This is a genomic window from Streptococcus sp. k-163 (assembly GCF_013277555.1).
Classification (GTDB): domain Bacteria; phylum Bacillota; class Bacilli; order Lactobacillales; family Streptococcaceae; genus Streptococcus.
Genome location: NZ_VMND01000014.1, coordinates 38,683 through 63,804, shown reverse-complemented (window position 1 = coordinate 63,804; position 25,122 = coordinate 38,683). Strand labels below are relative to the sequence as shown.

The following is a 25,122-nucleotide window of genomic DNA, read 5'->3' as shown; positions in this document are numbered from 1 at the left end:
AAGGCAATCTTCAATTTATATTATTTTTCAAGGAGGAAGAATGAAAGTTTTACCATTCAAAGTAACAGAGACAGGATTTTCTTTTAGAAAATCAGCTAAAAAGGTTGTTCCTTTTTTAGTAGTAGGATTGATGCTAGTAGCTAGTGATAGTGTATATGCCTATTCCGGAGGAAATGGATCGATTGCGCGTGGGGATGATTATCCTGCTTATTATAAAAATGGGAGTCAGGAGATTGATAAGTGGCGCATGTACTCTCGTCAGTGTACTTCATTTGCAGCCTTTCGATTGAGTAGTGTCAACGGTTTTGAGATTACAGGAGCTTATGGAAATGCGAATGAATGGGGCTATCGTGCTCGTCGTGAAGGATATCGTGTAGATAATACACCAGCTATTGGATCTATTGCTTGGTCTACTGCAGGAGGATATGGTCATGTTGCCTGGGTTTCAAATGTAATGGGGGATAATATAGAAATTGAGGAATACAACTATGGTTATACAGGATCCTATAATAAACGAACTATAAAAGCGAATACGATGACAGGATTTATTCATTTTAAAGATTTGGAGGGAGGTAATGTAGTAAGTAGTAGCAAAGTATTCAATAGTCAACCTTCGTCTTCGACAGGAGGAACTCATTATTTTAAGAATAAGGCAGCTATTAAAAATCAACCTTTAGCTAGTGCAACTTCAATTGCATATTATTCTCCAGGTGAGAGTGTTCATTATGATCAGGTACTTGAAAAAGATGGGTACAAGTGGTTGAGTTATATATCTTATAGTGGAAGTCGTCGTTATATTCAGTTAGAGGAGGTTTCTTCATCGCAGAATCAACCAGAAGATAGTTCCAATGATGTTCTGACTGTCGGTTGGAAGAAAATAAATGGTAGTTGGTATCATTTCAAATCAAATGGTTCTAAATCAACAGGCTGGTTGAAGGATGGTTCTAGCTGGTATTATTTGAAATCATCTGGTGAAATGCAGACAGGATGGTTAAAGGAAAATGGGGTGTGGTATTATCTAGATAGTTCAGGGGCAATGAAAACAGGATGGTATCAAGTCTCTGGTAAGTGGTATTATTCTTACTCTTCTGGGGCCTTAGCTGTTAATACAACAGTGGATGGCTACAGAGTAAATAGTGATGGTGTGAGAGTATAGAAAAAGTAGGAAATTTTTCCTACTTTTTCTGTAAGCAGTTTCCTTGACATTTTTTTTATTTTGCGCTATCATATGTCCATATAATATATGGGAGTCTGTGTACAGTCTGAGAGGAAGTGTTAAACTTCGACCGCACCTGATCTGGGTAATGCCAGCGTAGGGAACGATACTTAGTCTATTCTTGACCTTTTCCATATATGGTAAAGGTTTTTCTTTTTGTCAAAGGAAAACGAGAAGAGGAGGTTTTTATGAAAGCAAGCATTGCCTTGCAAGTTTTACCCCTAGCACAGGGGATTGATCGGATAGCTGTTATCGATCAGGTCATTGCTCATCTGCAAGCTCAAGAAGTGACCATGGTGGTGACACCATTTGAAACGGTCTTGGAAGGGGAGTTTGATGAGCTTATGCGCATTCTCAAAGAAGCGCTAGAGGTAGCAGGGCAGGAGGCAGACAATGTCTTTGCCAATGTTAAAATAAATGTAGGAGAGATTTTAAGTATTGATGAGAAACTTGAAAAGTATACTGAGACGACACATTAGTCTATTGGGTTTTTTGGGAGTCTTGTCAATCTGGCAGCTAGCAGGGTTGCTTAAACTTCTTCCTAAGTTTATCCTGCCGACCCCTCTTGAAATCCTCCAGTCTTTTGTGCGTGATAGAGAATTTCTCTGGCACCATAGCTGGGCCACCTTGAGAGTGGCTTTATTGGGGTTGGTTTTGGGAGTCTTGATTGCCTGTCTCATGGCTGTACTTATGGACAGTTTGACTTGGCTCAATGACTTGATTTACCCTATGATGGTGGTTGTTCAGACTATCCCGACCATTGCCATAGCTCCTATTCTGGTCTTGTGGCTAGGTTATGGGATTTTGCCCAAGATTGTCTTGATTATCTTGACGACAACCTTTCCCATCATCGTCAGCATTTTGGACGGTTTTAGGCATTGTGACAAGGATATGCTGACCTTGTTTAGTCTGATGCGGGCCAAGCCTTGGCAAATCCTGTGGCATTTTAAAATTCCAGTCAGCCTGCCTTACTTTTATGCAGGTCTGAGGGTCAGTGTCTCCTACGCCTTTATCACAACAGTGGTATCTGAGTGGTTGGGAGGCTTTGAGGGTCTTGGTGTCTACATGATTCAGTCCAAGAAACTGTTTCAGTATGATACCATGTTTGCTATTATTATTCTGGTATCGATTATCAGCCTTCTCGGTATGAAGTTGGTCGATATTAGTGAAAAATATGTTATTAAATGGAAACGTTCGTAGAGTAAGAATGTTTTAAAAAAGAAAAGAGGAAATCAAAATGAAAAAAACATGGAAAGTGTTTTTAACTGTTTTAACAGCTCTTGTAGCTGTTGTGCTTGTGGCCTGTGGTCAAGGAACTGCTTCTAAGGATAATAAGGAAGCAGAACTTAAGAAGATTGACTTTATCCTAGACTGGACACCAAATACCAACCACACAGGGCTTTATGTGGCTAAGGAAAAAGGCTACTTCAAGGAAGCTGGAGTGGATGTTGATTTGAAATTGCCACCAGAAGAAAGTTCTTCTGACTTGGTTATTAACGGTAAGGCACCATTTGCAGTGTATTTCCAAGACTATATGGCTAAAAAATTGGAAAAAGGGGCAGGCATTACTGCTGTTGCAGCTATCGTTGAACACAATACATCAGGAATCATTTCTCGTAAATCTGATAATGTAGCTAGTCCAAAAGACTTGGTTGGTAAGAAATACGGAACTTGGAATGACCCAACTGAACTTGCTATGTTGAAAACCTTGGTAGAATCACAAGGCGGAGATTTTGAAAAAGTTGAAAAAGTACCAAACAACGACTCAAACTCTATCACACCGATTGCTAATGGAGTATTTGATACTGCATGGATCTACTATGGATGGGATGGAATTCTTGCTAAATCTCAAGGTGTAGATGCTAACTTCATGTACTTGAAAGACTACGTTAAAGAATTTGACTACTACTCACCAGTTATCATCGCCAACAACGACTATTTGAAAGATAACAAAGAAGAAGCACGTAAAGTCATCCAAGCTATCAAAAAAGGTTACCAATATGCCATGGAGCATCCAGAAGAAGCGGCAGATATCTTGATTAAGAATGCTCCTGAGCTCAAAGAAAAACGTGACTTTGTCATCGAATCTCAAAAATACTTGTCAAAAGAATACGCAAGCGACAAGGAAAAATGGGGGCAATTTGATGCAGCTCGCTGGAATGCCTTCTACAAATGGGACAAAGAAAATGGTATCCTTAAAGAAGATTTGACAGACAAAGGCTTCACCAACGAATTTGTGAAATAATGACAGAAATTAGACTAGAACACGTCAGTTATGCCTATGGTCAAGAGAGGATTTTAGAAGACATCAACCTGCAGGTGATTTCAGGTGAAGTGGTCTCTATCTTAGGTCCAAGTGGTGTTGGGAAGACCACCCTCTTTAACTTAATTGCTGGGATTTTAGAAGTTCAGTCAGGGAGAATCGTCCTTGATGGAGAAGAAAATCCCAAGGGGCGCGTGAGTTATATGTTGCAAAAGGATCTACTCTTGGAGCACAAGACGGTGCTTGGTAATATCATTCTGCCCCTCTTGATTCAAAAGGTGGATAAGGCAGAAGCCATTGCCCGCGCGGATGAAATTCTTGCGACCTTCCAGTTGACAGCTGTACGGGACAAGTATCCTCATGAACTCAGTGGTGGGATGCGTCAGCGTGTGGCCTTACTTCGTACCTATCTTTTCGGGCACAAGCTCTTTCTCTTGGATGAGGCCTTTAGTGCCTTGGATGAGATGACCAAGATGGAACTCCACGCTTGGTATCTGGAGATTCACAAGCAGTTGCAATTGACGACCCTGATTATTACTCACAGTATCGAGGAGGCCCTCAATCTCAGCGACCGCATCTATATCTTGAAAAATCGCCCTGGGCAAATTGTTTCAGAAATTAAACTAGATTGGTCTGAAGATGAGGACAAGGAAGTCCAAAAGATTGCCTACAAACGTCAAATTTTGGCAGAATTAGGCTTAGATAAGTAGAAAAATAGGGAGTTGGTGAAGATTATCCTTTACCAGCGCCCTTTTTCTTTTAAAAATGAGAAAATTTCGGTATAATAGTCAATTATACCGAAATCATTCTATAATCGTTGATACATAAGGGTTTTATGTGTCGCTTTTTTTATTTTGTGGACTTTTTTAAGAACTTTTTATTTTTTCGAGGGCAGTTTCAAAGAATGAGATTGCTCTTTTTTGGTTCTCTTTTGATAAATGGCTGTAAGTGTCCATAGTTACAGATATTTTTGCATGGCCAAGCCGTGTCTGTATTTCCTTGTATGGCAGGCCAGCATTAAGCAAGATACTAGCGTGAGTGTGTCGGAAAGCATGAAAGCCTAAGTCAGTACAGTTAGCGTTTTTTAAGTGCTTATGTAGGCGATAATCAACCTTTCGAGTATTGACATAGTTGTCAAAGCTATCAGAGAATACTTTCTCATAGGTTAAGCCAATGTTTCTACCATTTTCTGCTTGTCTTGCTCGGTAGAGGCGAAGCATGAGCACTGTTTTATGATCGATATCTAGAACTCTATAGCTTGATTTTGTCTTAGGACTGTTTACCTGGTTTAAAATGTTGAGTGTTTTGTTAATATCGATTGTTCCGTTCTGCAGGTCAATATCAGACCATTCCAGAGCCAGACATTCACGGATGCGCAGTCCAGTAGCTAGGAGCGTTTTATAAAGCACAGTATCATAGAAATTGACAAAGGTATTCTCCAGGTTATCGAGATAGGAGAGGAAGTTTTTAAGTTCCTGATCTTGAAAGTATTTAATTTCTTGTTTATCTCTGGTTATCTTTCTAGGAATGACAACATCACGAGCAGGGTTATTGTCTAATGCTTGGATGGAAACCCCATACTGTAGAATACGTTTATTTAAGGCATGAAGGTGATTGTATTCTTTATATCCCGTTCCGTCCTGATTGTACTCATCCGCCCACTTATTTACCTGAGTTTGGATAATGACAGGTGTAAGTTTATCTAGTTTGTAAGTACCAAATGAGGGCAAGAGGTAATTATTTAAGCAACCTTTTATCTTTATCTGCGTATTAGTCTTTATGGTATGCTGGTAGGTTTGCCAGAATAAGTCCACAAGTTCCCTATAGCTTGTTATATGTGAGCGTTGTTTCCGTGTAGAGCCGTTTTTCTCAAATTCTACCTTAGCCTGGGTGGCCTTGTTTTTGAGTTCTTTCTTTGTTCGTGCTGATATAGTAGTCTTGACCTTCTTACCAGTTACAGAATCGATACCAAGATAGATACTGGAGCGGTAGACTGCTGATCCGTCTTTTTTCGTGTGTTGTGTAATCTTCATGGTTTTACTCCTTTTTCCATCAGCAGGCAAGCAATTAGAAAAGGTTTTGAGTTTATACCATGCGAGGAGCTACGAGAATGCCCCTATTTTCGATTTTAAGCAGTCAGACGGTAAATAATACCAGAGCATGAAACAAGGCGGATATGGGGCATATATGGGGTTTGAAAAGGCCCATATATTGCAAGTAGTTCTATCTTAATGTGTCGGTGATATTATACCAATTATTCGGAAATCCAAGTGTATCCAATACAATGCCGGCTTCAATGGAGTGCGCTTTTTTATTTAGAGCTTTGGTTCTTTTTATAATAGTGTTATGTAATTGAGCGTATTGTGTGGACGCAAGTAGGCATTGCAAGGCAAGAAAAACATAATATACAGATTGTCTTGACGTATTAGCATTGTTATTGTAATAGTGGAAATAAGCTAGTTGTGGAAGATTCTCACGACATTTATAATTGAAAAGTTTATTATTATGAGCAGTGATATTTCTAATTTCTAGTATATTTTTAATAATACTTTCTAAAGCCTTTCCGCTTAAAAGGTCTTTACTAGGTCTATTTTGGATGTATTCAATATTTTCTTGTAAGAATGGTGATAAATCTCTAGCTATTTGATTTTTTATGTCAGTGTTTAGATTTCTATAAAAGTTAAATGCTTGCCCTAATGTGAGTTCATTGATGATAACCCAGAAAGGAACAACGCCATGTTGTTTATAGTGGTGTTTTATAGAATTGTTTTGCCTATCCCTATTATAATCATTGAGTATTCTAGCTAATATACTGATTAAATTTGTAATTTGTGCGAGCCTTTTTGCATCTTTTTGTGTTTCAAAGTTATTAATATCTAGATAAGAGTATGGCTTTGGATATGATTCTGAAAAACGATATGCCAGTACGGATTTAAAGTGTTTTTCTGCATCTATAATTGCTTTTAAAAAAGCTGATTTAATTTCTTTATCGTAAAAGTGTGTTGCAGCTATTTCTCTAAAGTCTGCACCGGTTATAAATTTATCTTTTGATGTTTGAAAAAATTTACTATATCCGTTGACGACGTTGTAATAGTTGTTAGTTAGAAGGTATCTTTTACATTCTACTATGTTATCTATTTCTAAACCTCTAGACTGGAGAAGTTTTATTTGTTCATCTAATGTTTGAAATGGTTTCATATATGTTCCTTGTATACAAAAACACCACCTAGTGGAACTAGGCAGTGTTTCGCGTACTCTGTTCCCTTGGGAGCAGAAACTCTTCTCATTGCCTAATAATACTGTAATTTTTAGTTTTTGTCAATATTTTTAGTTTGTTTTTTAAAAATTTTTGAGTATCGAAAAAACTCAACGCTGGGAACGTTGCTTTTATTGCCTTGTCAGACAAGTTAGCGGTAGCAGGCTTGTCTTTTTCTATTTGTCACTTTTGCCGTTTTTTGCGCTTTAGTCTGTAAAATTGGCTTTCTATTTTTCACTTTCCCTTGTTTTTGCACAATAGACCTTAGAAATAGGGGCACTATTGGCGAATATGGGGAATTTTTATAGAATCTTCTCAAATACCATTGTGGCTTGGATACGGTCGCCACCGCCTAGTCCTTTGCTTCCACCATTGGCGGTTGTGATGGTATGTAGGCGATAACCTTTTGAAGCTTGTTTATTGATAACATCTTCTAATTCTGTAAGGTTTCCTGATCCAGTGCCGAAAAACTTTTCTTTCAAAGTTACCTGAAGGACAACGTAGTGTAGTTCATTTACTCCAGATGCAGTAGAAAAACTACCTTCTTGTTTTACAGTGTCAAAAAATCCCATGCGAGCTACTCCTTTGTTTTAAATATTTTATTTTTTATTATCAAGTTTTAAAAAAGAAACAGCATCGTTTTTTGCAAATTTTTTTGCAATCTCTCTTAACAACTCTCTCTCTTCTTCTTCAGAAAAAGAATAATTAAGAATTAATTCTAGCAAAAGGGGATCTACTTCTTTTCTTAATGTTTGATATACATCAAAATCTAAGTCAGTTTTAGAAAGTTGCATATAATCGAACTCTCTCCAAGAAGCAAATTCACGAGGAGTAGGACTATATTCTTTAAATGGAGTTTCCGGGTCATCACTATATCCGAGTAGATAGGCAACACTTACATTAAAGTAATCGGCTATTAATTGAGCTTTTTCTGGTTTGATTTGGCTTTTCCCGTTTTCCCAACGTTGTATGGTTCTATATGGTATTTTGATTTCTTTAGAAAATTCTACCTGAGTTAGTTTTTTGTCTTTTCTTAATTCCTTTAGTCTATTCATTTTATTATTACCTCGTAGCAATTATAACATTATGCGCCACAATTTGGCAATTTTTTTAAAAAAATAATAAAAACACTTGACAAAGTATCATTAAGTGGTGTATCATTGATACGAAAACGCCACAATGTGGCGAAAAAAGAAAGGAGAAACTTCATTGCTTATTACCTCAACACAAGCAAAAGCGATTCGCCGAAAGCAAGCAGACAAGAAACTGACTGCTAAGCAAGCAGGCGAAGAAATCGGAGTTACACAAGTTACCTATCGAAAAATTCGAGACGGTGGCGAAGTCAAGCCGAGCATTTACCAAAAAGCCATGGAATGGCTTGCTGAAGATTACTAGAAAGGAGGCATAAGACAGAGTCTAGAAATATTTTGCTTGCTACCTATGGCAGTATCAAGGGTTTGTAGGGGTTTATTCTCTCCTAAATTTTCCCTACCTCAATGATTTACTTTGGTACTGTTTTAGGTGGCAAGCACGATCTACAAGAAGAAAGGAGCGAACCAATGGAATTGGTTTATATGGACGGCAAGAAAGAGCCGTATACATTGAGCAGTATCGTTGCAGAATGTGCTGAAATTAAGCACAGACATTTAAAGATTTTGCTGAATAAGCACCGAGAGGACTTTGAAAGCTTTGGAAAGGTGCAATTTAAAATTTCACCTTCAAAGAGTGGGCAAAATGTACGGGACTATATTTTGAATGAGCAACAAGCAACCTTGCTGATCACTTACTTACGAAATACAGAACCCGTAAAAGAGTTTAAGAAAAACCTAGTCAAAGCCTTCTTTGAAATGCGTGATGAACTTTCTAAACGCTATCTTCAAAGAGAACTGGAAAAGCCAAAGCGTAAAAGCTTAACCGAAGCTATTCAAACATGGGAGAAAGCCCCCAAGCATGCCTATAGCACCCTGACAAACTTACTACTGAAGGGAGTGACAGGGAAGAATAAAGCGCAACTCATGCAAGAGCGAGAAAGTGAAAACGGTATTGACAGTTTAACAAGCGCGGAACTGACAAACTACCAACGTTTGGAAGATATGGTAATAGCGATGATCAACTTGAATATGAGATATTCAGAAATTAAAGAACTAATTTTTAAAGCATAGGAGTATAGAAAATGGAAAATGATTTTAAGACAGTTACAAATGCCAAGGGGTTAGAAATTCCTAAATATCCCAAGGATTTTAAAAAGCTAGTTGAGAAAGACAGACAACTAGCCGAATATCTTTGTATGAACTACGAGAACTTGGACAGTGAAGACCTGGGCGCATTTCTTGAAACAGTAGAACAGGGAATCAGTTGGATTCTAGATCTTATCGAAAGTAAAGACTTGCTTTATAAACCAAAGTCAGGTAGTAATCATGCAAAAAGAAAATAAAAAAATCACTTGCTCAAATTTTAGACGAGGCGAGCAAGCGACAAGATTAAGGATATAGAAATTTTTTCTATGCTCTGATTATAGCAAAAAATATCTATTCTATCAAATATCTAAAGAAAAACCGAAGAGCAGGCAAGCAATTAGAAAAGGTTTTGAAATCAAGAGCTGACAGGGTGATTCTAAGGCCTTGTTTAGCTGAAAGATGGGTAATTACTCACGAAACACCGCTACAAGCGTTCGCCAACTTGGGGCAATCGCCCAGCGTTTGGAGTGGGTGGAAACCTGTATAAGAAAAGGCAAAAGAAAAGGAAATAATATGACAGTAAATACAAATGATGTTCTAGTAGATTATGAGGGGCTTTGTTGTCAGTTAACTGATACTCTACTAGTCTTAGAAATGGCTAGTGTGGAAGACAGTAAACAATCATCAGCTTTACTAAATACAGTAATCCAAGCTATGAACCAACTCATTTCAGAACATACTCAACAGGCTAATGACTATAGAAAGGGGATAAAACATGAATGAGTTAGATTTAACCAACATACAGGCGGTTATCTTTATTGTGGTAGCTATTGGTTTACTAATCTATCTAAACCACCTAGACCGCCAAAAAAGCGCTCGAATTGAGCGAGAAAGCAAACAGACGATAGAAACACCTAACGAGAGTTTAACCCCCGATTATGGGCGTTATATTCAGCTTGCAGGGGTTAAGCCATGGGGGTACTAAGATGTTTGAAAAAATGATTGAAGATTTAAAGTCTAAGATTTTGGAAGCAGTGGAACGGTATTTAAAAAGCCATGAGAAAGTACCTCAAAAAAGATTAGATTTGATCAGCAAGGTGGAACTAAAGGAAGAACTGGGCATAGGAGATAAAACCTTGACGAAATGGGAAGGTGCAGGACTACCGCAGTATATACCGCCTATTGAAGATACTAGAAAAGCGTATTATAAAATCTCAGATGTTTTAAAGTTTTTGGGGGTAGATGATGGCAAAGACTAAAATATATTTTTGGTTAAAAGTTGATAAGAAGTTTTTTGATAATCTTTTTATTAAACGACTTAAAAATATGCCTGGTGGCTACACTATGACAGTGATTTATATCCGTCTTATGTTAGAAAGTTTAGAAGATGATTGTATTTTGTACTATGAGGGGTATTTTGATAATTTGGTACAGGAGCTAGCTTTAAAATTGGATGTGTCCGAGGATGATATAAATATGACAGTTGCATATTTTACAAAATGCGGACTGATTCAGATAGACGATGATGGACATGCTACATTATCACAAGCAAAAGCCCTGGTTGAGAGTGAAACAAACTGGGCAAAATACAAGCGAGAACAAAGAAAAAACAGTCAAGATTTACCAAAATTGGATAATGTCCAAAATAAAAAGACTATTTCCAACTCACGTCCAACAGAGATAGAGAAAGAGAATAGAGTTAATAGTAAGAGTAATAATTTATATTTAGATAATATATTGTCGGGAAATCCCGACTACAATTTTCCTACTTGGCTTGAAGAAACAGCTATAAAAGATTTAGAGAAAACAAAACATAAAGAACTTTGGATTCCTATTGCTTATCTGAATCAAGTAGCTAATAAGAGGTATAAGTTTGTTGATAAGACAAAAAGGCTTTTACTAGCACGATTCAAAGAAGGCTATACACTGGAAGATTTTAAACAGGTGATAGATATTAAAACGGCAGAATGGAAGGATAGTCCTGAATTTTCTAAGTATCTGAGACCAGAAACACTTTTCGGATCTAAGTTTGACGGTTATTTGAATCAAAAACCTAAAACCATAAAAGGGAAGTCTGAAGATAACTTCCCAGACCTACCATTTTAGGAGTTGCAAAGATGAAGGAACAATTTAAAGAATTTAATAACAGAAAAATATCGGATAAAGTTTGCGATATTCACCAGGTAAATTACTGGGAAATTTCTGTACCAGTGTTAGGGAGTTCAGAAAGAAAAGTACAAGCATTTTGCCCGGAGTGCGTGAAGGGAGAGATTAAACAGAAAGAGAAAGACCTATTGCAGCAGTTCGAGGACAGACAAGCCTACTTTAAAACTTATGATGTCTTAATGCGTGATAGTACGATTCCTAACGAGTTGAAAGGAGCGACGTTTGAGAATTTCTTTGTTAAGACGACAGAGGAAGGTCAGATGTTAGAGTTTGTAAAGGGGCAAGTCCAGAAGTATCTTGCAGGTATGACAGGAAATACCTTAATCAGCGGTAGCACAGGAATAGGGAAAAGTCATTTATCTCTTGCCCTGGCCAAAGAAATCAATGAGAGCTTCAGAGAGAAGAACGAGCCTAAGAGTGTCTTGTTTGTCAGCTTAACCGAGATTATCAAGCAGATAAAAGAAGGCTGGACTTATGGAAGAAATGCAAACTTAACAGAGTATGAGGCGGTTAAAAAGTTAGTTGATGTAGATTTTCTAATCATCGATGACCTGGGGGCAAAAAATGGGACGGTAACACCTAAGAGTGACTGGGAACAGGATTTCTTGTTTGATATTATCAACAATCGAGAAACTACGATTTTCAACACGAACCTAGATAGTAGTGAACTGCGGACTGTTTACAATGCTAGAAATTCAAGTAGAATTTTGAAAGGTTTAGAAGGGAACACTTTCAAGGCTTTTACGATCAAAGATAAAAGATACACTATAAACACAGTGAGGGGAGAATATCAATGAATGATGATAAAATGCGATTTGCAACAGAAAAAGGCTTTGTTGTATACGAAAAACGTGGTATAATAGAGATAGAAAAAGTTCCAAGTTTTGGAGAAATTACTTTATTCTATTCAGATGGGAAATTTACTCATCTAGTCAAAAAAGAAACTAAAAAATAAGTCTATTGAGAACAACTCAGGGACATACCGTAAGCATATAATGCTAGTGGTATGTCCCTTTTTGTTTGCATAGAAAGGGGGTGAGGGAGATGTCAGGAGATACTTCTTTAGGGTATGTAGTAGCCAATAAGTTTTCTATGGATCCAGATAAAAGACAGAAAATCTTTTCTCAATGTAAAAAAGAAGATAATAGCTTAGAACAACGGAAACAAGAAATACTAGAAAAATATGCTAACAAACAAGACAAATCAAAATCTAGAAAAAATGATTCTAAAGGCTCGGAGAGTTATAAAAGAAAAACTAAGAGCAAAGAATTTTAGAAAAAATTATAAACAAAAATCAGATATTAAAAGATGAAGGAGCAAAAAATGACAACTAACTTAGCTAAACAAAAAGAAAATTTAGAAGCTTATATCCGAAGTACAGGTTATAACACTAGAGGGATGAACGTAGAAAATAATCATGTACTCATTGAAAAACCAATCCTTGATAGTTATGGAGATGAACATCAACGTAAAGAGCTGGTTGATCTAGTAAATGTTATTGAGACTCGTACCCGTGGTGGGAAGTATGAAGTAACTGACTTTGAATCTGATTCATTACAAGAAGTTAGCGAAAATTCGGTTGAGAGAACAGAAGCAGATAAAAAGAAAACTATCAGCGTTGATTACTTAGTTAAATTATTCAGTGGAAAACTTGATTTTTCACAGGAACAATTAGATGATGGCCAATATAATTTAACGGATTTTCTTGGTAAGAGGATTATTAAATTAAAACGTAGAACACGAAATAGAGAGATTGGGAAAATTCTCCAAACTGCGAAAGTACAGACCGCTACAAGTCTGGACGACTTGAAATCTATTGTTTCTTTAATCAATCCAGAGCGCAATGTATCTATTGTTATTAGTCAATCACTATTTAGTGTCTTAGAAAAAATGAAAGACACTTCAGGAAATTATCTTCTTAAAGTTGATAAAGAGACAGGGACAAGTGAAACATTCTTTGTAGATAACTTTTTAATTGTAGATGATACGACATTAGGGAACAAAGGCGACAAAAAAGGCTTTATCGGAGATCTAGAAAACTTTGTTACTCTGTTTGATCGCAAGAAAGATACACTTAGTTGGGTGAATGCGAATGACTATTTTGGGAAACGGTTGATTTTACATACCCGATTTGATGTAAAAAAAGTTGAAGAAGATTGTGGTTACTTTATTCAATGGAACTAGGAGAAAGAAATGGATATTAATCAAGTATTTGAAACACTGGATGATATAGATAATAAAAAAAGTAAGATTAATTCAGCACGAGAACAGTTAAGCGAAAAAAGGAAAAGCCTGTTAGGCAATCAAGCAGTTTCATTTGAGAACATAGATTCTTTTTTGTCAAATAACTTAGAATCTTTAGAGCAGCTGGAAAAGATGGAAAAAGCTATTGATGGCCTTCAGGAAAAATTTGATAGTGATTTTTCAGAAGCTAATGCAGTCATCTTTGAATACATTTTTAAAGAGACTAAGCAACGGATGGAAACTAAGAAGATCTATAAACAATACCGAAACAAACTTAGACGAATTCTGGACGCATATGATGAAATTCAAGAACTGAAGAAGGATGTAGAAGAAATCCATACAGGTGTAGTCAGAGAAATAAGTCAGAGACATTCTCTATCGCCGTATCGAACAGAAGTAAGTCCGCTTACTGTTCTACCATTCTTAACCCCTGATTCTAGCGGATGGATGAATTTTTCTAAGGAATATCGGGACATCAAAGTGTATCTAGAAAAATAGGGAACAAATTAAGTAAGGCTAGTGATATATGGCTCAAACAAAAGAAATATCGCTAGTCCTACTTTTATGCTTTACTAAGTTTCACATAACAAAGTAAGCATAAACTGAAAAGAAGTAATAGCTTGAAAGCAAGGTATATCAGAGGTTTACAGAATGGAGTGAGTTTCACAGAATGTAAGATATGAGAAACTGAGGGGATAAATTAAAGAAATTTCCCTTGAACTTGTCATATTGAAGAGTTGTCAAACTTAAAACAATGATACCTGGTAAGTGGAGTGTTGGAAGGCTTTTAGCGCTTTTTGTCAGTTTGACAGAATTTACAATTTGACAAATTGAAAGATAAAAAATTTTTTAAATTTAAGTGGAGGTACTTGCCTATGTACGAGTTGAGTAACAGAGACCTGGACGGGATAGATATTGAGTTAGGACGATATAGAACGCTTGCTAATAAAATTTATTTGAGAAGACAGGAACTAATACATAATAAGAAACATAGCGCTGAAGATTGTACTGGTGGGAAAAGCAAGACAGTATATAGTCCTACTGAAGCAACCATCATTAGAATTGAAGAAGACCAAACGCTAAGATATTTAGAAGGCTTTAAACTAGTTGTAGATACCTTGATGGAAAACTTAATTGAAAGTGATCTAGTCATTTTTAAAATGAGATATTTAGAAGCTGGTGCGACTTGGGAAGACGTGGCAGAGAAACTAAATAAAACTACTCGTTATATAAATAGCCGTAGAAAGGTAATCGCTAAAAGATTTGTTGAGTTGAAAGGATATTGACTCCCCCCACCTTTTAAAAAATCTTTCTGGCCAGTAGGGTACCGGTGAAGGGAACTTTTTCCAAGTCGGAGACCTCCAGACAAAAAGGGGGTAAAAACTAGCCAATTTTGAGTAAAATGCAAGATTTACATTGAGTTTTAAAATTCAAGTTAAACTTCAGTCTGTCCTTGCTTTGTTGTATACGGACTAATTGAGTCTTAATTAAAAATAAATCCACAACGACTGATTTTTTTGGTAATACTTAATCAACAACATTGAATAATAAGTAAAAAAGGGATATAATTAGTTCAAAGTATTAATTTATCTCTTGAAAAACTACATTATACAATTAGGAATTGCAGATATGATTAAATCATTGTTTGATTAAAGTATGGAGGGGAATATGCAATTTAACGTACATGGGAATCTAGAGGGTGGCGTAATTGATGTACGAGAAAAATCAGAAATTGAAGATTTTTTAGTGAATGGCTTTCGAACTTCAACTACACGTCATAGAAATTTTGAATCATTTTGTAGTTTTTGGAGTGAATTAGATAAAAATAAAGTAACTAGAGTCTGGATTGATGGCAGTTTTTGTTCCAACAAGGTGGATCCAAACGATATTGATTGTGTTGTATTTATTGAGCCAGATCCCAATAATTGCGAATACTTTCAATTATTAAGGAATAAACATGAAGAGTTATTAGATAAATATTTAGATGTTTATGTTTGTTGGGATAAAAATTTCTTTGTTCAGTTTTCTAAAGAATGGTATGAAATAGATTACCAGGAAACCTATTGGTTAGGGAAATTTGGTTTTGACAGAAATCATAACCCTAAAGGAATTATCGAGTTAGATAAGGAGGTGGTTTTATGAGTACAGAATTAAAAATACTTGAAGATAGAGCGAATAAAGTTTCTAATGATGAATTAAGAGTTATGTTGCATATGGGACTTGAATCAATGAGAGAATTTGAAGAAGCGATAAATTCAAGCAATGTTAAGAGTATGCTTTCTATCAGATTGCTTTCAGAAAATCTTCCTTCTGGACAAATTGGGTTAAGACAACTGTCAGAAACTCTCAAATCAGTCGAGAGTATTCAAGAAAATGGGATAGCATCGTGTATTGGATTTGAAGGAAAGCGAGGACAGATTCCAAAAGATATTCTAAATCGGAATGAACTTATAATTACTTCTACCAGAGCAGGTTCATTTATAATTGATTTGGGATTAAAAACTAATCAACTTTCAATCTTCGATCGTGAAAATAATATAGCAATAAATGTAATGAATGATGTATCTGATTTGCTTGAAGGAACAATTGATATTCCAGAATTTGTTGAGACATATAGTTCAAGAACTTTTAATTCTGTGAAACAATTAGTATCTAGATTGAATAAAGAAAAACTTGGGATAGAGATTCAAGATAAGCTAAATAATTCTAATAAGCTATTTGCTAAAGAGCAGATAGTAGAGATTAACAAAAAATTTAAGGATACTCATATAGAAAAACAAGAAAATATCATAGTTCAGGGGAAATTAATCAAGGTTGACTTATCTACTCAGAAAATAACTTTGGATACTCAAGAAGGGATTGTGAATGTAAAGGTCAACGATCCAGAAATAAAATCACTTCATTTAACTACAAATGAAGAATATCAAATTAAGACAAGTGTAAAAGTAGTTATTAGACGTACACAACATACTTTCACTTATGTAACTTCATCAGTTAGAAATATAGTAGAAATATAATCCTAATTATCTAATAAAAATAATTAGAGTAAAAAAGGGTAACTGTCAAAGATAGTTACTCCTTTATTTTTTGCGAATAGTAGAGGAAGAAACGAAAGTTCTAAATATTAAATTTGCAAGTATTAAGAAAACTAGACTAGGCTTTGAACACCACGTAGAAGTGACTTTTAGTACATCAATACAAAAAAATTACACCTCAACAGTGCGTCAGTCGGCACAAATGTGCGAAATGGAAATGCTGAGGAAGATATGCTATAATATTACTAGGTATTAAAAAAGCACGTTTGACCGTGCTAGTTTCTTGCCTGCTGAACTCGTCAATATTACGCCCATTTTAGGGCTCTTTTTTGTGGACTTTTTTAGGAACTATCAAGAAAAACTAAGGCGATTTAATGCCTAAATGTTTTTAAAGAAAGTCAGTATTTTCAAGGGCTGAGCCCTAAAAATTTGACTTATAGAGTGTTAAATGATAGTATAGTCAAAGATAGTCAAGGTTCAAAGAGAGAGGTGGGTTTGTAATGAGATTTAAAAATACATCGGATCATATTGAAGCCTACATCAAGGCGATTTTAGATCAATCTGGTATCGTGGAGTTGCAACGGAGTCAGTTGGCGGATACCTTTCAGGTTGTCCCTAGTCAGATTAACTACGTAATCAAGACACGCTTTACGGAAAGTAGAGGCTACTTGGTTGAAAGTAAGCGTGGTGGCGGAGGCTACATTCGTATAGGACGGATTGAGTTTTCTAGTCATCATGAAATGCTCAGGGAGCTGCTTTACTCAATTGGTGAGCGGGTCAGTCAAGAAATTTATGAGGATATTCTACAACTTTTGGTTGAGCAGGAATTGATGACCAAGCAGGAGATGAATTTACTGGTGGCAGTAGCTTTGGATCGCGTCCTAGGAGAAGAAGCTCCAGTCCTCCGAGCAAACATGCTACGCCAGGTCATACAAGAGGTAGATAGAAAAGGGAAGTAAGATGAACTATTCAAAAGCATTGAATGAATGTATCGAAAGTGCCTACATGGTTGCTGGCCATTTTGGAGCTCGTTACTTAGAGTCTTGGCACTTGTTGATTGCCATGTCTAATCACAGTTATAGTGTGGCAGGGGCAACTTTAAATGATTATCCATATGAGATGGACCGTTTAGAAGAAGTTGCTTTGGAGCTGACTGAAACGGACTATAGCCAAGATGAAACCTTTACGGAATTGCCGTTCTCTCATCGTTTGCAGGTCCTTTTTGATGAAGCAGAGTATGTAGCGTCAGTGGTCCATGCTAAGGTGCTAGGGACAGAGCACCTCCTTTATGCGATTTTGCATGATGGCAATGCCTTGGCGACTCGTATCTTGGAGAGGGCTGGTTTTTCTTATGAAGACAAGAAAGATCAGGTCAAGATTGCAGCCCTTCGTCGAAATTTAGAAGAACGAGCAGGCTGGACTCGTGAAGATCTCAAGGCTTTACGCCAACGCCATCGTACAGTAGCTGATAAGCAAAATTCTATGGCTAATATGATGGGCATGCCCCAGACTCCGAGTGGTGGTCTCGAGGACTATACGCATGATTTGACAGAGCAAGCGCGTTCTGGCAAGTTAGAACCAGTCATCGGTCGAGATAAGGAAATCTCGCGTATGATTCAAATCTTGAGCCGAAAAACCAAGAATAATCCTGTCTTGGTTGGGGATGCTGGTGTCGGGAAAACAGCTCTGGCGCTCGGTCTTGCCCAGCGTATTGCTAGTGGTGATGTACCTGCGGAAATGGCTAAGATGCGCGTGTTAGAGCTTGATTTGATGAATGTTGTTGCAGGGACACGCTTCCGTGGTGACTTTGAAGAACGCATGAATAATATCATCAAGGATATTGAAGAAGATGGTCAAGTCATCCTCTTTATCGATGAACTCCACACTATCATGGGTTCTGGTAGTGGAATTGACTCAACTCTGGATGCGGCCAATATCTTGAAGCCAGCTTTAGCGCGTGGAACCTTGAGAACGGTTGGTGCGACTACTCAGGAAGAGTACCAAAAACACATTGAAAAAGACGCAGCCCTTTCTCGTCGTTTTGCAAAAGTGACGATTGAAGAGCCAAGTGTGGCAGACAGCATGACCATTTTACAAGGCTTGAAGGCGACTTATGAGAAACATCATCGTGTGCAAATCACAGATGAAGCGGTTGAAACAGCTGTCAAGATGGCACATCGCTACTTGACTAGTCGTCACTTGCCAGACTCTGCTATTGATCTCTTGGATGAGGCAGCGGCAACAGTGCAAAATAAGGCTAAGCATGTAAAAGCAGACGATTCAGGCTTGAGTCCAGCTGACAAGGCCTTGATGGATGGCAAGTGGAAACAGGCAGCTCAGCTAATCGCAAAAGAGGAGGAAGTGCCTGTCTATAAAGACTTGGTGACAGAGTCTGATATTTTGACCACCTTGAGTCGTCTGTCAGGTATCCCAGTCCAAAAACTGACTCAGACTGACGCTAAGAAATATCTAAATCTTGAAGCAGAACTCCATAAACGGGTTATCGGGCAAGATCAGGCTGTCTCTAGTATCAGCCGTGCCATTCGCCGTAACCAGTCAGGAATTCGCAGTCACAAGCGTCCGATTGGTTCCTTTATGTTCCTAGGACCTACAGGTGTCGGTAAGACCGAATTGGCCAAGGCTCTGGCAGAAGTTCTCTTTGATGACGAATCAGCCCTTATCCGCTTTGATATGAGTGAGTATATGGAGAAATTCGCAGCCAGCCGTCTCAATGGAGCTCCTCCGGGTTATGTGGGTTATGAAGAAGGTGGGGAGTTGACGGAGAAGGTTCGTAACAAACCCTATTCTGTTCTCCTTTTTGACGAGGTAGAGAAGGCCCACCCAGACATCTTTAATGTTCTCTTGCAGGTCTTGGATGACGGTGTCTTGACAGACAGTAAGGGACGCAAGGTCGACTTTTCAAATACCATTATTATCATGACATCAAACCTTGGTGCGACAGCCCTTCGGGATGACAAGACAGTTGGCTTTGGAGCTAAGGATATCCGTTTTGATCAGGAGAATATGGAAAAACGCATGTTTGAAGAACTGAAAAAGGCTTATAGACCTGAGTTTATCAACCGTATTGATGAAAAGGTTGTCTTCCATAGCCTATCTAGCGACAATATGCAGGAAGTGGTGAAGATTATGGTCAAACCTTTAGTGGCAAGTTTGGCTGAAAAAGGAATTGACTTGAAATTACAAGCTTCCGCACTGAAATTGTTGGCAAATCAAGGATATGACCCAGAGATGGGAGCTCGTCCACTTCGCAGAACCCTGCAAACAGAAGTGGAAGACAAGTTGGCAGAACTTCTTCTCAAGGGAGAATTAGTAGCAGGTAAGACACTTAAGATTGGTGTCAAAGCAGGCCAGTTAAAATTTGATATTGTATAAAAAGCGAGGTCGGGACAAAGTTCCCGACCTCTTTATGTACCATCATGAGATGGTTTTGCTGTTGCGACTGTTTTTAGGGGTGGCTATCTTTCTTAGGATTACTCAATATGTGAGTAAAGAAGTCTTTGTATTTATATTTTAAATAGGTTTCGTGTAAATACAATAAAGCTACGTAGACAATCATAAAAACGATAGTTAAGAAGAACAAATCAAATGTTGTTTGAGCGTAATGAGTAGCTGCCCCGTAAGAAGCGAAAGCATCTAAAATCAGCCAAGGAAGATACTTGAAATACTTATTTAGCATGAGAGTGCACCTCCTATATTCTATTTCAATGTTATTATATTCCTTCACACTCAATAATGCAAGCGATTACACAAAGGGGGTTTAAACAATTTTAATCAAAATAGGAATTTTTTTCTGTTTTATTACGAATAGAAGAGTAGGAGGAGTAAAGGTGTCTAAATTATGTGAGATTTTTAAAATAGTTTAGATAAATTGTTGACATATTTAAATCGGAATGTTACAATTATATTACAAAAAGATTTCTTTATATTTCTAAAATATTACAAAGGAGTAGAAAAATGAAAAAGAAAACCTATATCAAATTGATGGCAGCAACTGTATTGGCTTCTACCCTATTATTAGGAGCTTGTGGAAATAAAAAGGAAACAACTCAAGTAAGCAGTTCTGCTAAGACAAGCCAATCATCAAGTTCTAAAGCAGCTTCTGCTAGCAAAGAAAGCAAGACTCAGAAGTCCTCAAGCTCAGCTTCATCTGAAAAGGCCAAGGCGTCTACTGATCAATCTTCAGCAACTGCAAGGACATCACAAGCGACACCAGAACAAAGACAAGGTCAAGAAGTGGCTAATCAACAGGTAGCTAGTCAACAAACTCCTGCTCAGGCTCCTTCAACTCAACAAGCTCCTCAAGCCCAGTCTAACCAATCAAGCTATGATCCTACAACTGACCGCAAACTTCAAGACAAACAAGCAGAGCAAAATAAACGCTACAAGGGTGTTTTAACCATGGTAGATGGTGATTTCTCAGCTGCAGCGGGCAATTGGAAGGGAGCCAATGGTGAAACCATTACAGTTTCATCAGGAGGTCAATTCACAGTAGAATCTTCTGATGGAAAGAAAGAAAATTACTCTATCAAAGGCTATTCTTATACTCTTGATGATGGTAAGTATAATGCCAAAATTGGTGGAGGAAAAATCATCCAAATTACAACAGGAGCGGATGGTAAGGTTTCCAGTGTTGCTTTGAGTCAATAATAGCTCTCATTATTTGAATTTTTACAGTCAAAGAAAATCCGTCAGCTCAATAAGAGTTGACGGATTATTTTATACTTGCACTTGGGTTAAAAATTCTTCTGTAGTAAGAATTTGAGCGAATTCATCTTGTAGAGAAAGGAGATGAATCTCATGGATAGTCTCAGGAGAGATGGTCTGACCGTTTTTGTTAGATAGGGTAAAACTGGCAGTAGCATCTGCTAGTAGAGTGACTTCAAAACCAAGATTTGCTGCCATTCGTGTCGTAGTAGATACACAATGAGGCAGGGTCAAACCAACAACGACTAAATGACAAATCTGATTTGTTCGTAAATATGTTTCAAGATTTGTTCCAATAAAGGCGCTATTAACCATTTTTTGAAAGACAGGTTCTGAGGTAATCGGTTCAAATCCACTTTTAAACACCTGATTTTGTTTGTTATGAAATTGCGACTGGGGATTGTCAGATATGTGTTGAACATGTAAGACTGGAAGAGCGTGTTTACGAAAGTATGCTAGTAACCTCAATGCTTGATGTTCAGCTTGAGGGTTATTTCGTTCTCCCCAGATAGGGCTATCAAATGCTTTTTGCATATCGATAATTAGTAGAGCAGTATGAACCATTTTAAGCCTTATCCAACTGCAAGAGTGCCTCAATCTCTGCTAGGGTGCTAGCTTGTGAAATGGCTCCACGGAGTTTGGCAGCGCCAGATGTTCCACGGAGGTAGTGAGGAGCGAGGCCACGGAATTCACGAACTGCGACGTTTTCCCCTTTGAGGTTAATCAAGCGTTTCAAGTGTTCGTAGGCGATTTTCATCTTGTCCTCAAAGGTCAAATCAGGTAGGATTTCTCCTGTTTCAAAGTAATGGTTGATTTGGTTGAAGAGGTAGGGATTTCCCATGGCAGCGCGACCAATCATGACTGCATCAGCACCTACTTCTTCGATGCGTTGCTTGGCTTCTTGAACTGTACGGATGTCACCATTAGCGATAAATGGAATCTTGGTCAGAGCTTGAGCGACCTTGTGAAGGGTCTCAAGGTCTGCGTGACCTGTATACATTTGTTCACGGGTACGGCCATGCATGGCGAGGGCAGAAACACCTGCAGCTTCAGCAGCGAGGGCATTTTCTACTGCCAGAGATGGGTCAGCCCAGCCGGTACGCATTTTGACAGTAAGTGGGATATCAAGGACAGACTGGACCTTGTTGATGATAGAGTAAATCTTGTCTGGATCCTTGAGCCACATAGCACCAGCTTCGTTCTTCACGATTTTATTAACTGGGCAGCCCATGTTGATATCCACGATATCGGTTTTGGTGTTTTCTTGGATGAATTCTGCTGCGCGTGCTAGACTGTCTTCATCACTACCAAATAGTTGGATAGAGACTGGGTTTTCGCCTTCATCGATATGAAGCATATGCAGGGTTTTTTCGTTGTTGTATTGGATTCCCTTGTCAGAGACCATTTCCATGACAACGAGTCCAGCTCCGAGCTCTTTTGCGATGGTACGAAAGGCTGAGTTGGTCACGCCAGCCATAGGCGCTAAAACGGTACGATTGGGAATCTCAACATTGCCAATCATAAAAGGTGTATTAAGATTTGTCACGAATGAGTTCCTCCAGGTCGTTTTCATCAAAGTTGTAAGTCGTTTGGCAGAATTGACAAGTGATTTCTGCCCCGTGGTCTTCCTCTTTCATTTCCTGTAAGTCTGAGCTTGGAAGACTAGCAAGAGCGTTCATAAAGCGCTCATGACTACAGTCACATTGGAAACGGATTTCTTCTTCAGAAAGACGCTTGTAGGCCTCGTCACCGTAGATAGCATTGAGGAGGGCTTCGATATGGTCTTCACTTTCGAGAAGCGTTGAGATAGCTGGCATTTCTTGGATGCGTTTTTCAAATCGGGTAATCTCTTCTTCCTTGGCTCCCGGCAAGACTTGAACTAGGAAACCACCTGCAACCTTGACCTTGTCTTCTTCGTCTAAAAGGACATTGAGGCCGACAGCAGAAGGGGTCTGTTGGCTTTCAGTCAGGTAAAAGGCCAGGTCTTCACCGATTTCTCCAGAGATGAGGGGAGTCATAGAGTTGTAAGGATTTCCAATGCCGTAGTCTGTGATAACGAGGAATTGACCATTTCCAACAAAAGGTCCGACTAGGACTTCACCAGTTGCAGTCTTTTTGATATCGACACCTGGATTTTGAACGTAACCTTTGACATTCCCCTTGGTATCAGCGACGGTGATGATGGCACCTAGTGAGCTAGATCCCAGCACCTTAACTGTTAGTTTAGTATTTCCTTTTTCATTGGCTGCGAGAATCTGGCTAGCGATAAGAGTTCGACCAAGCGCTACAGTTGAGCTAGCTTGGGTTTGGTGTTTTTCTTGAGCAGTGCGGACGGTTTCTGTGCTGTCAAGGACAAAAGCACGAAAGGCTCCGCTTTCTGATATAGTTTTAATAATTTTATCCATAGCTACTATTTTAGCATAAAAATGCCCAAAGGGGGAGCCGTGTGTTTGCTGATTTTCAGGATAATGGACCAGGAAATCAGCAGGTAAATAAAAAGAGAAACAGATTATTTCAGCATTTCTAAGATTTATGCTATGCTTAAGGTAGAAAATGAAAGGGGTAACAAATGTATTTAGGAGATTTGATGGAAAAGGCTGAATCTGGCCAATTTTCAATCCTTTCCTTTCTATTACAAGAGTCTCAGACGACTGTCAAGGCTGTAATGGAGGAGACAGGATTTTCAAAAGCAACCCTAACCAAATATGTCACCCTGCTCAATGATAAGGCTTCGGACAGTGGTTTAGAGCTAAACATATCCTTAGAAGATGAAAATCTGCGTCTGTCAATCGGTGCAGCTACCAAGGGGAGAGATATCCGGAGCTTGTTTTTGGAAAATGCTATTAAATACCAGATTGTGGTCTATCTTCTCTATCATCAACAGTTTTTAGCCCATCAGCTGGCTCAAGAATTGATGATTAGTGAGGCAACACTTGGGCGCCATTTGGCTAGTTTAAATCAGATTTTGTCAGAATTTGATTTATCTATCCAAAATGGACGTTGGCGAGGTCCAGAGCATCAGATTCGCTATTTCTATTTCTGTCTTTTCCGCAAGGTCTGGTCCAGTCAGGAGTGGGAAAGCCACATGCAGAAACCAGAGAGAAAGCAGGAAATTGCTACACTAGAAGAAATCTGCGGTGCGAGTTTGTCTTCGGGGCAGAAATTAGATTTGATTCTCTGGGCTCACATTAGTCAACAACGCCTTCGGGTCAATGCTTGTCAGTTTCAAGTGATAGAAGAGAAAATGCAAGGGTATTTTGACAATATTTTCTACCTTCGTTTGCTCAGAAAGGCTCCGTCCTTTTTTGCTGGGCAACATCTTCCTCTAGGAACTGAGGATGGAGAGATGATGATTTTCTTTTCTTTCCTCTTGTCTCATCGTATTCTTCCCCTTCATACCATGGAGTATATCCTTGGTTTTGGAGGGCAGTTGGCAGATTTGCTGACGCAATTGATTCAAGAAATGAAGAAGGAGGATTTGCTGGGCGGTTATACAGAGGACCATGTCACCTATGAACTCAGTCAGCTTTGTGCTCAAGTCTATCTCTATAAGGGCTATATTTTACAGGATCGCTACAAGTACCAGTTAGAGAATCGTCATCCATATTTCCTGATGGAACATGATTTTAGGGAAACAGCAGAGGAGATTTTTCATGCCTTGCCCGCTTTTCAGCAGGGGACGGATTTGGATAAGAAAATTCTCTGGGAATGGCTCCAGTTGATCGAATATATGGCTGAAAATGGTGGCCAGCATATGCGGATTGGTCTGGATTTGACATCTGGTTTTCTTGTCTTTTCAAGGATGGCAGCCATTTTGAAACGGTATTTGGAATACAATCGTTTTATTACCATTGAAGCCTATGACCGAACTCGACATTATGATTTGCTGGTTACCAATAACCCGATTCATAAGAAGGAACAAACACCAGTCTATTATTTAAAAAACGACTTGGATATGGAAGATTTGGCAGGGATTCGTCAGTTATTATTCACTTAAAAGGCTTGGTTGTTTCAGGTCTTTTTTGTGAAATTTACACAAT

Annotated in this window: 32 protein-coding genes and 1 riboswitch; of the genes, 24 read left to right on the top strand and 8 right to left on the bottom strand. The window is 38.2% G+C overall.

Translation table 11 applies throughout. The features are described from left to right. Positions 1-40 precede the first annotated feature (40 nt). From cbpD to HT731_RS05740, 5 genes are all read left to right on the top strand, one after another. The gene (gene cbpD / locus HT731_RS05760; protein ID WP_033680902.1) at positions 41-1,156 is read left to right on the top strand and encodes a choline binding-anchored murein hydrolase CbpD; all 1,116 of its coding nucleotides are present in this window, start codon (positions 41-43) and stop codon (positions 1,154-1,156) included. A gap of 77 nt (positions 1,157-1,233) precedes the next feature. Then, positions 1,234-1,336: riboswitch (TPP riboswitch) on the top strand. Positions 1,337-1,404: 68 nt separating this feature from the next. Continuing rightward, positions 1,405-1,695 carry a thiamine-binding protein gene (locus HT731_RS05755; protein WP_000647657.1) on the top strand — a complete coding sequence of 97 codons (291 nt, stop codon included), beginning with the start codon at positions 1,405-1,407 and terminating at the stop codon, positions 1,693-1,695. Continuing rightward, positions 1,658-2,416: an ABC transporter permease gene (locus HT731_RS05750; protein WP_162174294.1), complete on the top strand. Its 759-nt coding sequence runs from the start codon at positions 1,658-1,660 to the stop codon at positions 2,414-2,416. Before HT731_RS05755 ends, HT731_RS05750 begins: the two co-directional genes overlap by 38 nt. A gap of 37 nt (positions 2,417-2,453) precedes the next feature. Beyond that, the gene (locus HT731_RS05745; RefSeq protein ID WP_004255331.1) at positions 2,454-3,461 is read left to right on the top strand and encodes an ABC transporter substrate-binding protein; all 1,008 of its coding nucleotides are present in this window, start codon (positions 2,454-2,456) and stop codon (positions 3,459-3,461) included. Beyond that, on the top strand, positions 3,461-4,189 hold the full coding sequence (locus tag HT731_RS05740; protein ID WP_173278068.1) for an ABC transporter ATP-binding protein: 729 nt from the start codon (positions 3,461-3,463) through the stop codon (positions 4,187-4,189). Before HT731_RS05745 ends, HT731_RS05740 begins: the two co-directional genes overlap by 1 nt. Positions 4,190-4,345: 156 nt before the next feature. Here HT731_RS05740 and HT731_RS05735 read toward each other — a convergent pair whose 3' ends face one another. From HT731_RS05735 to HT731_RS05720, 4 genes are all read right to left on the bottom strand, one after another. Then, positions 4,346-5,512, bottom strand: coding sequence for a site-specific integrase (locus HT731_RS05735; protein WP_101786213.1), 1,167 nt, complete (start codon positions 5,510-5,512; stop codon positions 4,346-4,348). A 190-nt stretch (positions 5,513-5,702) separates the two neighbouring features. Beyond that, on the bottom strand, positions 5,703-6,677 hold the full coding sequence (locus tag HT731_RS05730) for an Abi family protein (RefSeq protein ID WP_075231123.1): 975 nt from the start codon (positions 6,675-6,677) through the stop codon (positions 5,703-5,705). 360 nt (positions 6,678-7,037) lie between these two features. Beyond that, on the bottom strand, positions 7,038-7,307 hold the full coding sequence (locus HT731_RS05725) for a DUF4177 domain-containing protein (protein ID WP_075231124.1): 270 nt from the start codon (positions 7,305-7,307) through the stop codon (positions 7,038-7,040). 27 nt (positions 7,308-7,334) lie between these two features. Then, complete coding sequence (locus HT731_RS05720; protein ID WP_075231125.1) at positions 7,335-7,790, bottom strand: helix-turn-helix transcriptional regulator; 456 nt, start codon at positions 7,788-7,790, stop codon at positions 7,335-7,337. A 154-nt stretch (positions 7,791-7,944) separates the two neighbouring features. Here HT731_RS05720 and HT731_RS05715 point away from each other — a divergent pair, with 154 nt between their 5' ends. The 17 genes from HT731_RS05715 to HT731_RS05635 all read left to right on the top strand — a co-directional run bounded on the left by HT731_RS05715 (position 7,945) and on the right by HT731_RS05635 (position 19,750). Then, the gene (locus HT731_RS05715; RefSeq protein WP_004245570.1) at positions 7,945-8,130 is read left to right on the top strand and encodes a hypothetical protein; all 186 of its coding nucleotides are present in this window, start codon (positions 7,945-7,947) and stop codon (positions 8,128-8,130) included. Positions 8,131-8,294: 164 nt separating this feature from the next. Beyond that, positions 8,295-8,897 carry a Rha family transcriptional regulator gene (locus HT731_RS05710; protein WP_173278066.1) on the top strand — a complete coding sequence of 201 codons (603 nt, stop codon included), beginning with the start codon at positions 8,295-8,297 and terminating at the stop codon, positions 8,895-8,897. Between the two features lie 11 nt (positions 8,898-8,908). Beyond that, positions 8,909-9,169: a hypothetical protein gene (locus HT731_RS05705; protein ID WP_049539448.1), complete on the top strand. Its 261-nt coding sequence runs from the start codon at positions 8,909-8,911 to the stop codon at positions 9,167-9,169. 316 nt (positions 9,170-9,485) lie between these two features. Further along, positions 9,486-9,695: a hypothetical protein gene (locus tag HT731_RS05700; RefSeq protein WP_173278064.1), complete on the top strand. Its 210-nt coding sequence runs from the start codon at positions 9,486-9,488 to the stop codon at positions 9,693-9,695. After that, positions 9,688-9,897 (top strand): hypothetical protein, encoded by a 210-nt coding sequence (locus tag HT731_RS05695; protein ID WP_173278062.1) that lies wholly within the window; start codon positions 9,688-9,690, stop codon positions 9,895-9,897. Before HT731_RS05700 ends, HT731_RS05695 begins: the two co-directional genes overlap by 8 nt. 1 nt (position 9,898) lies before the next feature. Continuing rightward, positions 9,899-10,171: a hypothetical protein gene (locus HT731_RS05690; RefSeq protein ID WP_061419259.1), complete on the top strand. Its 273-nt coding sequence runs from the start codon at positions 9,899-9,901 to the stop codon at positions 10,169-10,171. Next, positions 10,158-11,018, top strand: a complete 861-nt coding sequence (locus tag HT731_RS05685; RefSeq protein WP_173278060.1) for a conserved phage C-terminal domain-containing protein — start codon at positions 10,158-10,160, stop codon at positions 11,016-11,018. The genes HT731_RS05690 and HT731_RS05685 overlap by 14 nt, the downstream gene beginning before the upstream one ends. Before the next feature lie 11 nt (positions 11,019-11,029). Further along, positions 11,030-11,875 carry an ATP-binding protein gene (locus tag HT731_RS05680; RefSeq protein WP_173278058.1) on the top strand — a complete coding sequence of 282 codons (846 nt, stop codon included), beginning with the start codon at positions 11,030-11,032 and terminating at the stop codon, positions 11,873-11,875. Next, complete coding sequence (locus tag HT731_RS05675) at positions 11,872-12,033, top strand: hypothetical protein (protein ID WP_173278057.1); 162 nt, start codon at positions 11,872-11,874, stop codon at positions 12,031-12,033. Before HT731_RS05680 ends, HT731_RS05675 begins: the two co-directional genes overlap by 4 nt. Positions 12,034-12,122: 89 nt before the next feature. Further along, on the top strand, positions 12,123-12,353 hold the full coding sequence (locus tag HT731_RS05670) for a hypothetical protein (RefSeq protein ID WP_075231131.1): 231 nt from the start codon (positions 12,123-12,125) through the stop codon (positions 12,351-12,353). A gap of 48 nt (positions 12,354-12,401) precedes the next feature. Continuing rightward, positions 12,402-13,262, top strand: coding sequence for a phage major capsid protein (locus HT731_RS05665; RefSeq protein ID WP_173278056.1), 861 nt, complete (start codon positions 12,402-12,404; stop codon positions 13,260-13,262). 9 nt (positions 13,263-13,271) lie between these two features. After that, positions 13,272-13,820 carry a hypothetical protein gene (locus tag HT731_RS05660; RefSeq protein WP_075231133.1) on the top strand — a complete coding sequence of 183 codons (549 nt, stop codon included), beginning with the start codon at positions 13,272-13,274 and terminating at the stop codon, positions 13,818-13,820. A 377-nt stretch (positions 13,821-14,197) separates the two neighbouring features. Continuing rightward, positions 14,198-14,608, top strand: a complete 411-nt coding sequence (locus HT731_RS05655) for a DUF722 domain-containing protein (protein ID WP_075231134.1) — start codon at positions 14,198-14,200, stop codon at positions 14,606-14,608. Positions 14,609-14,990: 382 nt separating this feature from the next. Beyond that, positions 14,991-15,464 carry a hypothetical protein gene (locus HT731_RS05650; RefSeq protein ID WP_083301260.1) on the top strand — a complete coding sequence of 158 codons (474 nt, stop codon included), beginning with the start codon at positions 14,991-14,993 and terminating at the stop codon, positions 15,462-15,464. Further along, positions 15,461-16,339: a hypothetical protein gene (locus HT731_RS05645; RefSeq protein WP_075231136.1), complete on the top strand. Its 879-nt coding sequence runs from the start codon at positions 15,461-15,463 to the stop codon at positions 16,337-16,339. The genes HT731_RS05650 and HT731_RS05645 overlap by 4 nt, the downstream gene beginning before the upstream one ends. A gap of 518 nt (positions 16,340-16,857) precedes the next feature. Next, complete coding sequence (locus HT731_RS05640; protein ID WP_001211275.1) at positions 16,858-17,316, top strand: CtsR family transcriptional regulator; 459 nt, start codon at positions 16,858-16,860, stop codon at positions 17,314-17,316. A gap of 1 nt (position 17,317) precedes the next feature. Then, positions 17,318-19,750 carry an ATP-dependent Clp protease ATP-binding subunit gene (locus tag HT731_RS05635; RefSeq protein ID WP_173278055.1) on the top strand — a complete coding sequence of 811 codons (2,433 nt, stop codon included), beginning with the start codon at positions 17,318-17,320 and terminating at the stop codon, positions 19,748-19,750. 73 nt (positions 19,751-19,823) lie between these two features. Here the strand turns inward: HT731_RS05635 and HT731_RS05630 are convergent, their stop codons facing one another. Beyond that, a complete protein-coding gene (locus tag HT731_RS05630; protein WP_000933114.1) occupies positions 19,824-20,054 on the bottom strand; it encodes a hypothetical protein in 231 nt (76 codons plus the stop codon). 278 nt (positions 20,055-20,332) lie between these two features. Here HT731_RS05630 and HT731_RS05625 point away from each other — a divergent pair, with 278 nt between their 5' ends. Continuing rightward, on the top strand, positions 20,333-21,025 hold the full coding sequence (locus HT731_RS05625) for a hypothetical protein (RefSeq protein ID WP_173278054.1): 693 nt from the start codon (positions 20,333-20,335) through the stop codon (positions 21,023-21,025). A gap of 69 nt (positions 21,026-21,094) precedes the next feature. Here the strand turns inward: HT731_RS05625 and HT731_RS05620 are convergent, their stop codons facing one another. Genes HT731_RS05620 through hslO form a run of 3 tightly spaced genes read right to left on the bottom strand, consistent with a single transcriptional unit; the run spans position 21,095 to position 23,487 of the window. Continuing rightward, entirely contained in the window at positions 21,095-21,646 is a 552-nt protein-coding gene (locus HT731_RS05620) for a cysteine hydrolase family protein (RefSeq protein WP_173278053.1), read from the bottom strand. A gap of 1 nt (position 21,647) precedes the next feature. Beyond that, complete coding sequence (gene dusB, locus HT731_RS05615) at positions 21,648-22,628, bottom strand: tRNA dihydrouridine synthase DusB (protein ID WP_000183308.1); 981 nt, start codon at positions 22,626-22,628, stop codon at positions 21,648-21,650. Beyond that, positions 22,615-23,487, bottom strand: a complete 873-nt coding sequence (gene hslO / locus HT731_RS05610; protein WP_033680940.1) for an Hsp33 family molecular chaperone HslO — start codon at positions 23,485-23,487, stop codon at positions 22,615-22,617. The genes dusB and hslO overlap by 14 nt, the downstream gene beginning before the upstream one ends. A gap of 164 nt (positions 23,488-23,651) precedes the next feature. Between hslO and HT731_RS05605 the strand changes: the two genes are divergently transcribed. Beyond that, positions 23,652-25,079, top strand: coding sequence for a helix-turn-helix domain-containing protein (locus HT731_RS05605; protein WP_173278052.1), 1,428 nt, complete (start codon positions 23,652-23,654; stop codon positions 25,077-25,079). Positions 25,080-25,122 lie beyond the last annotated feature (43 nt).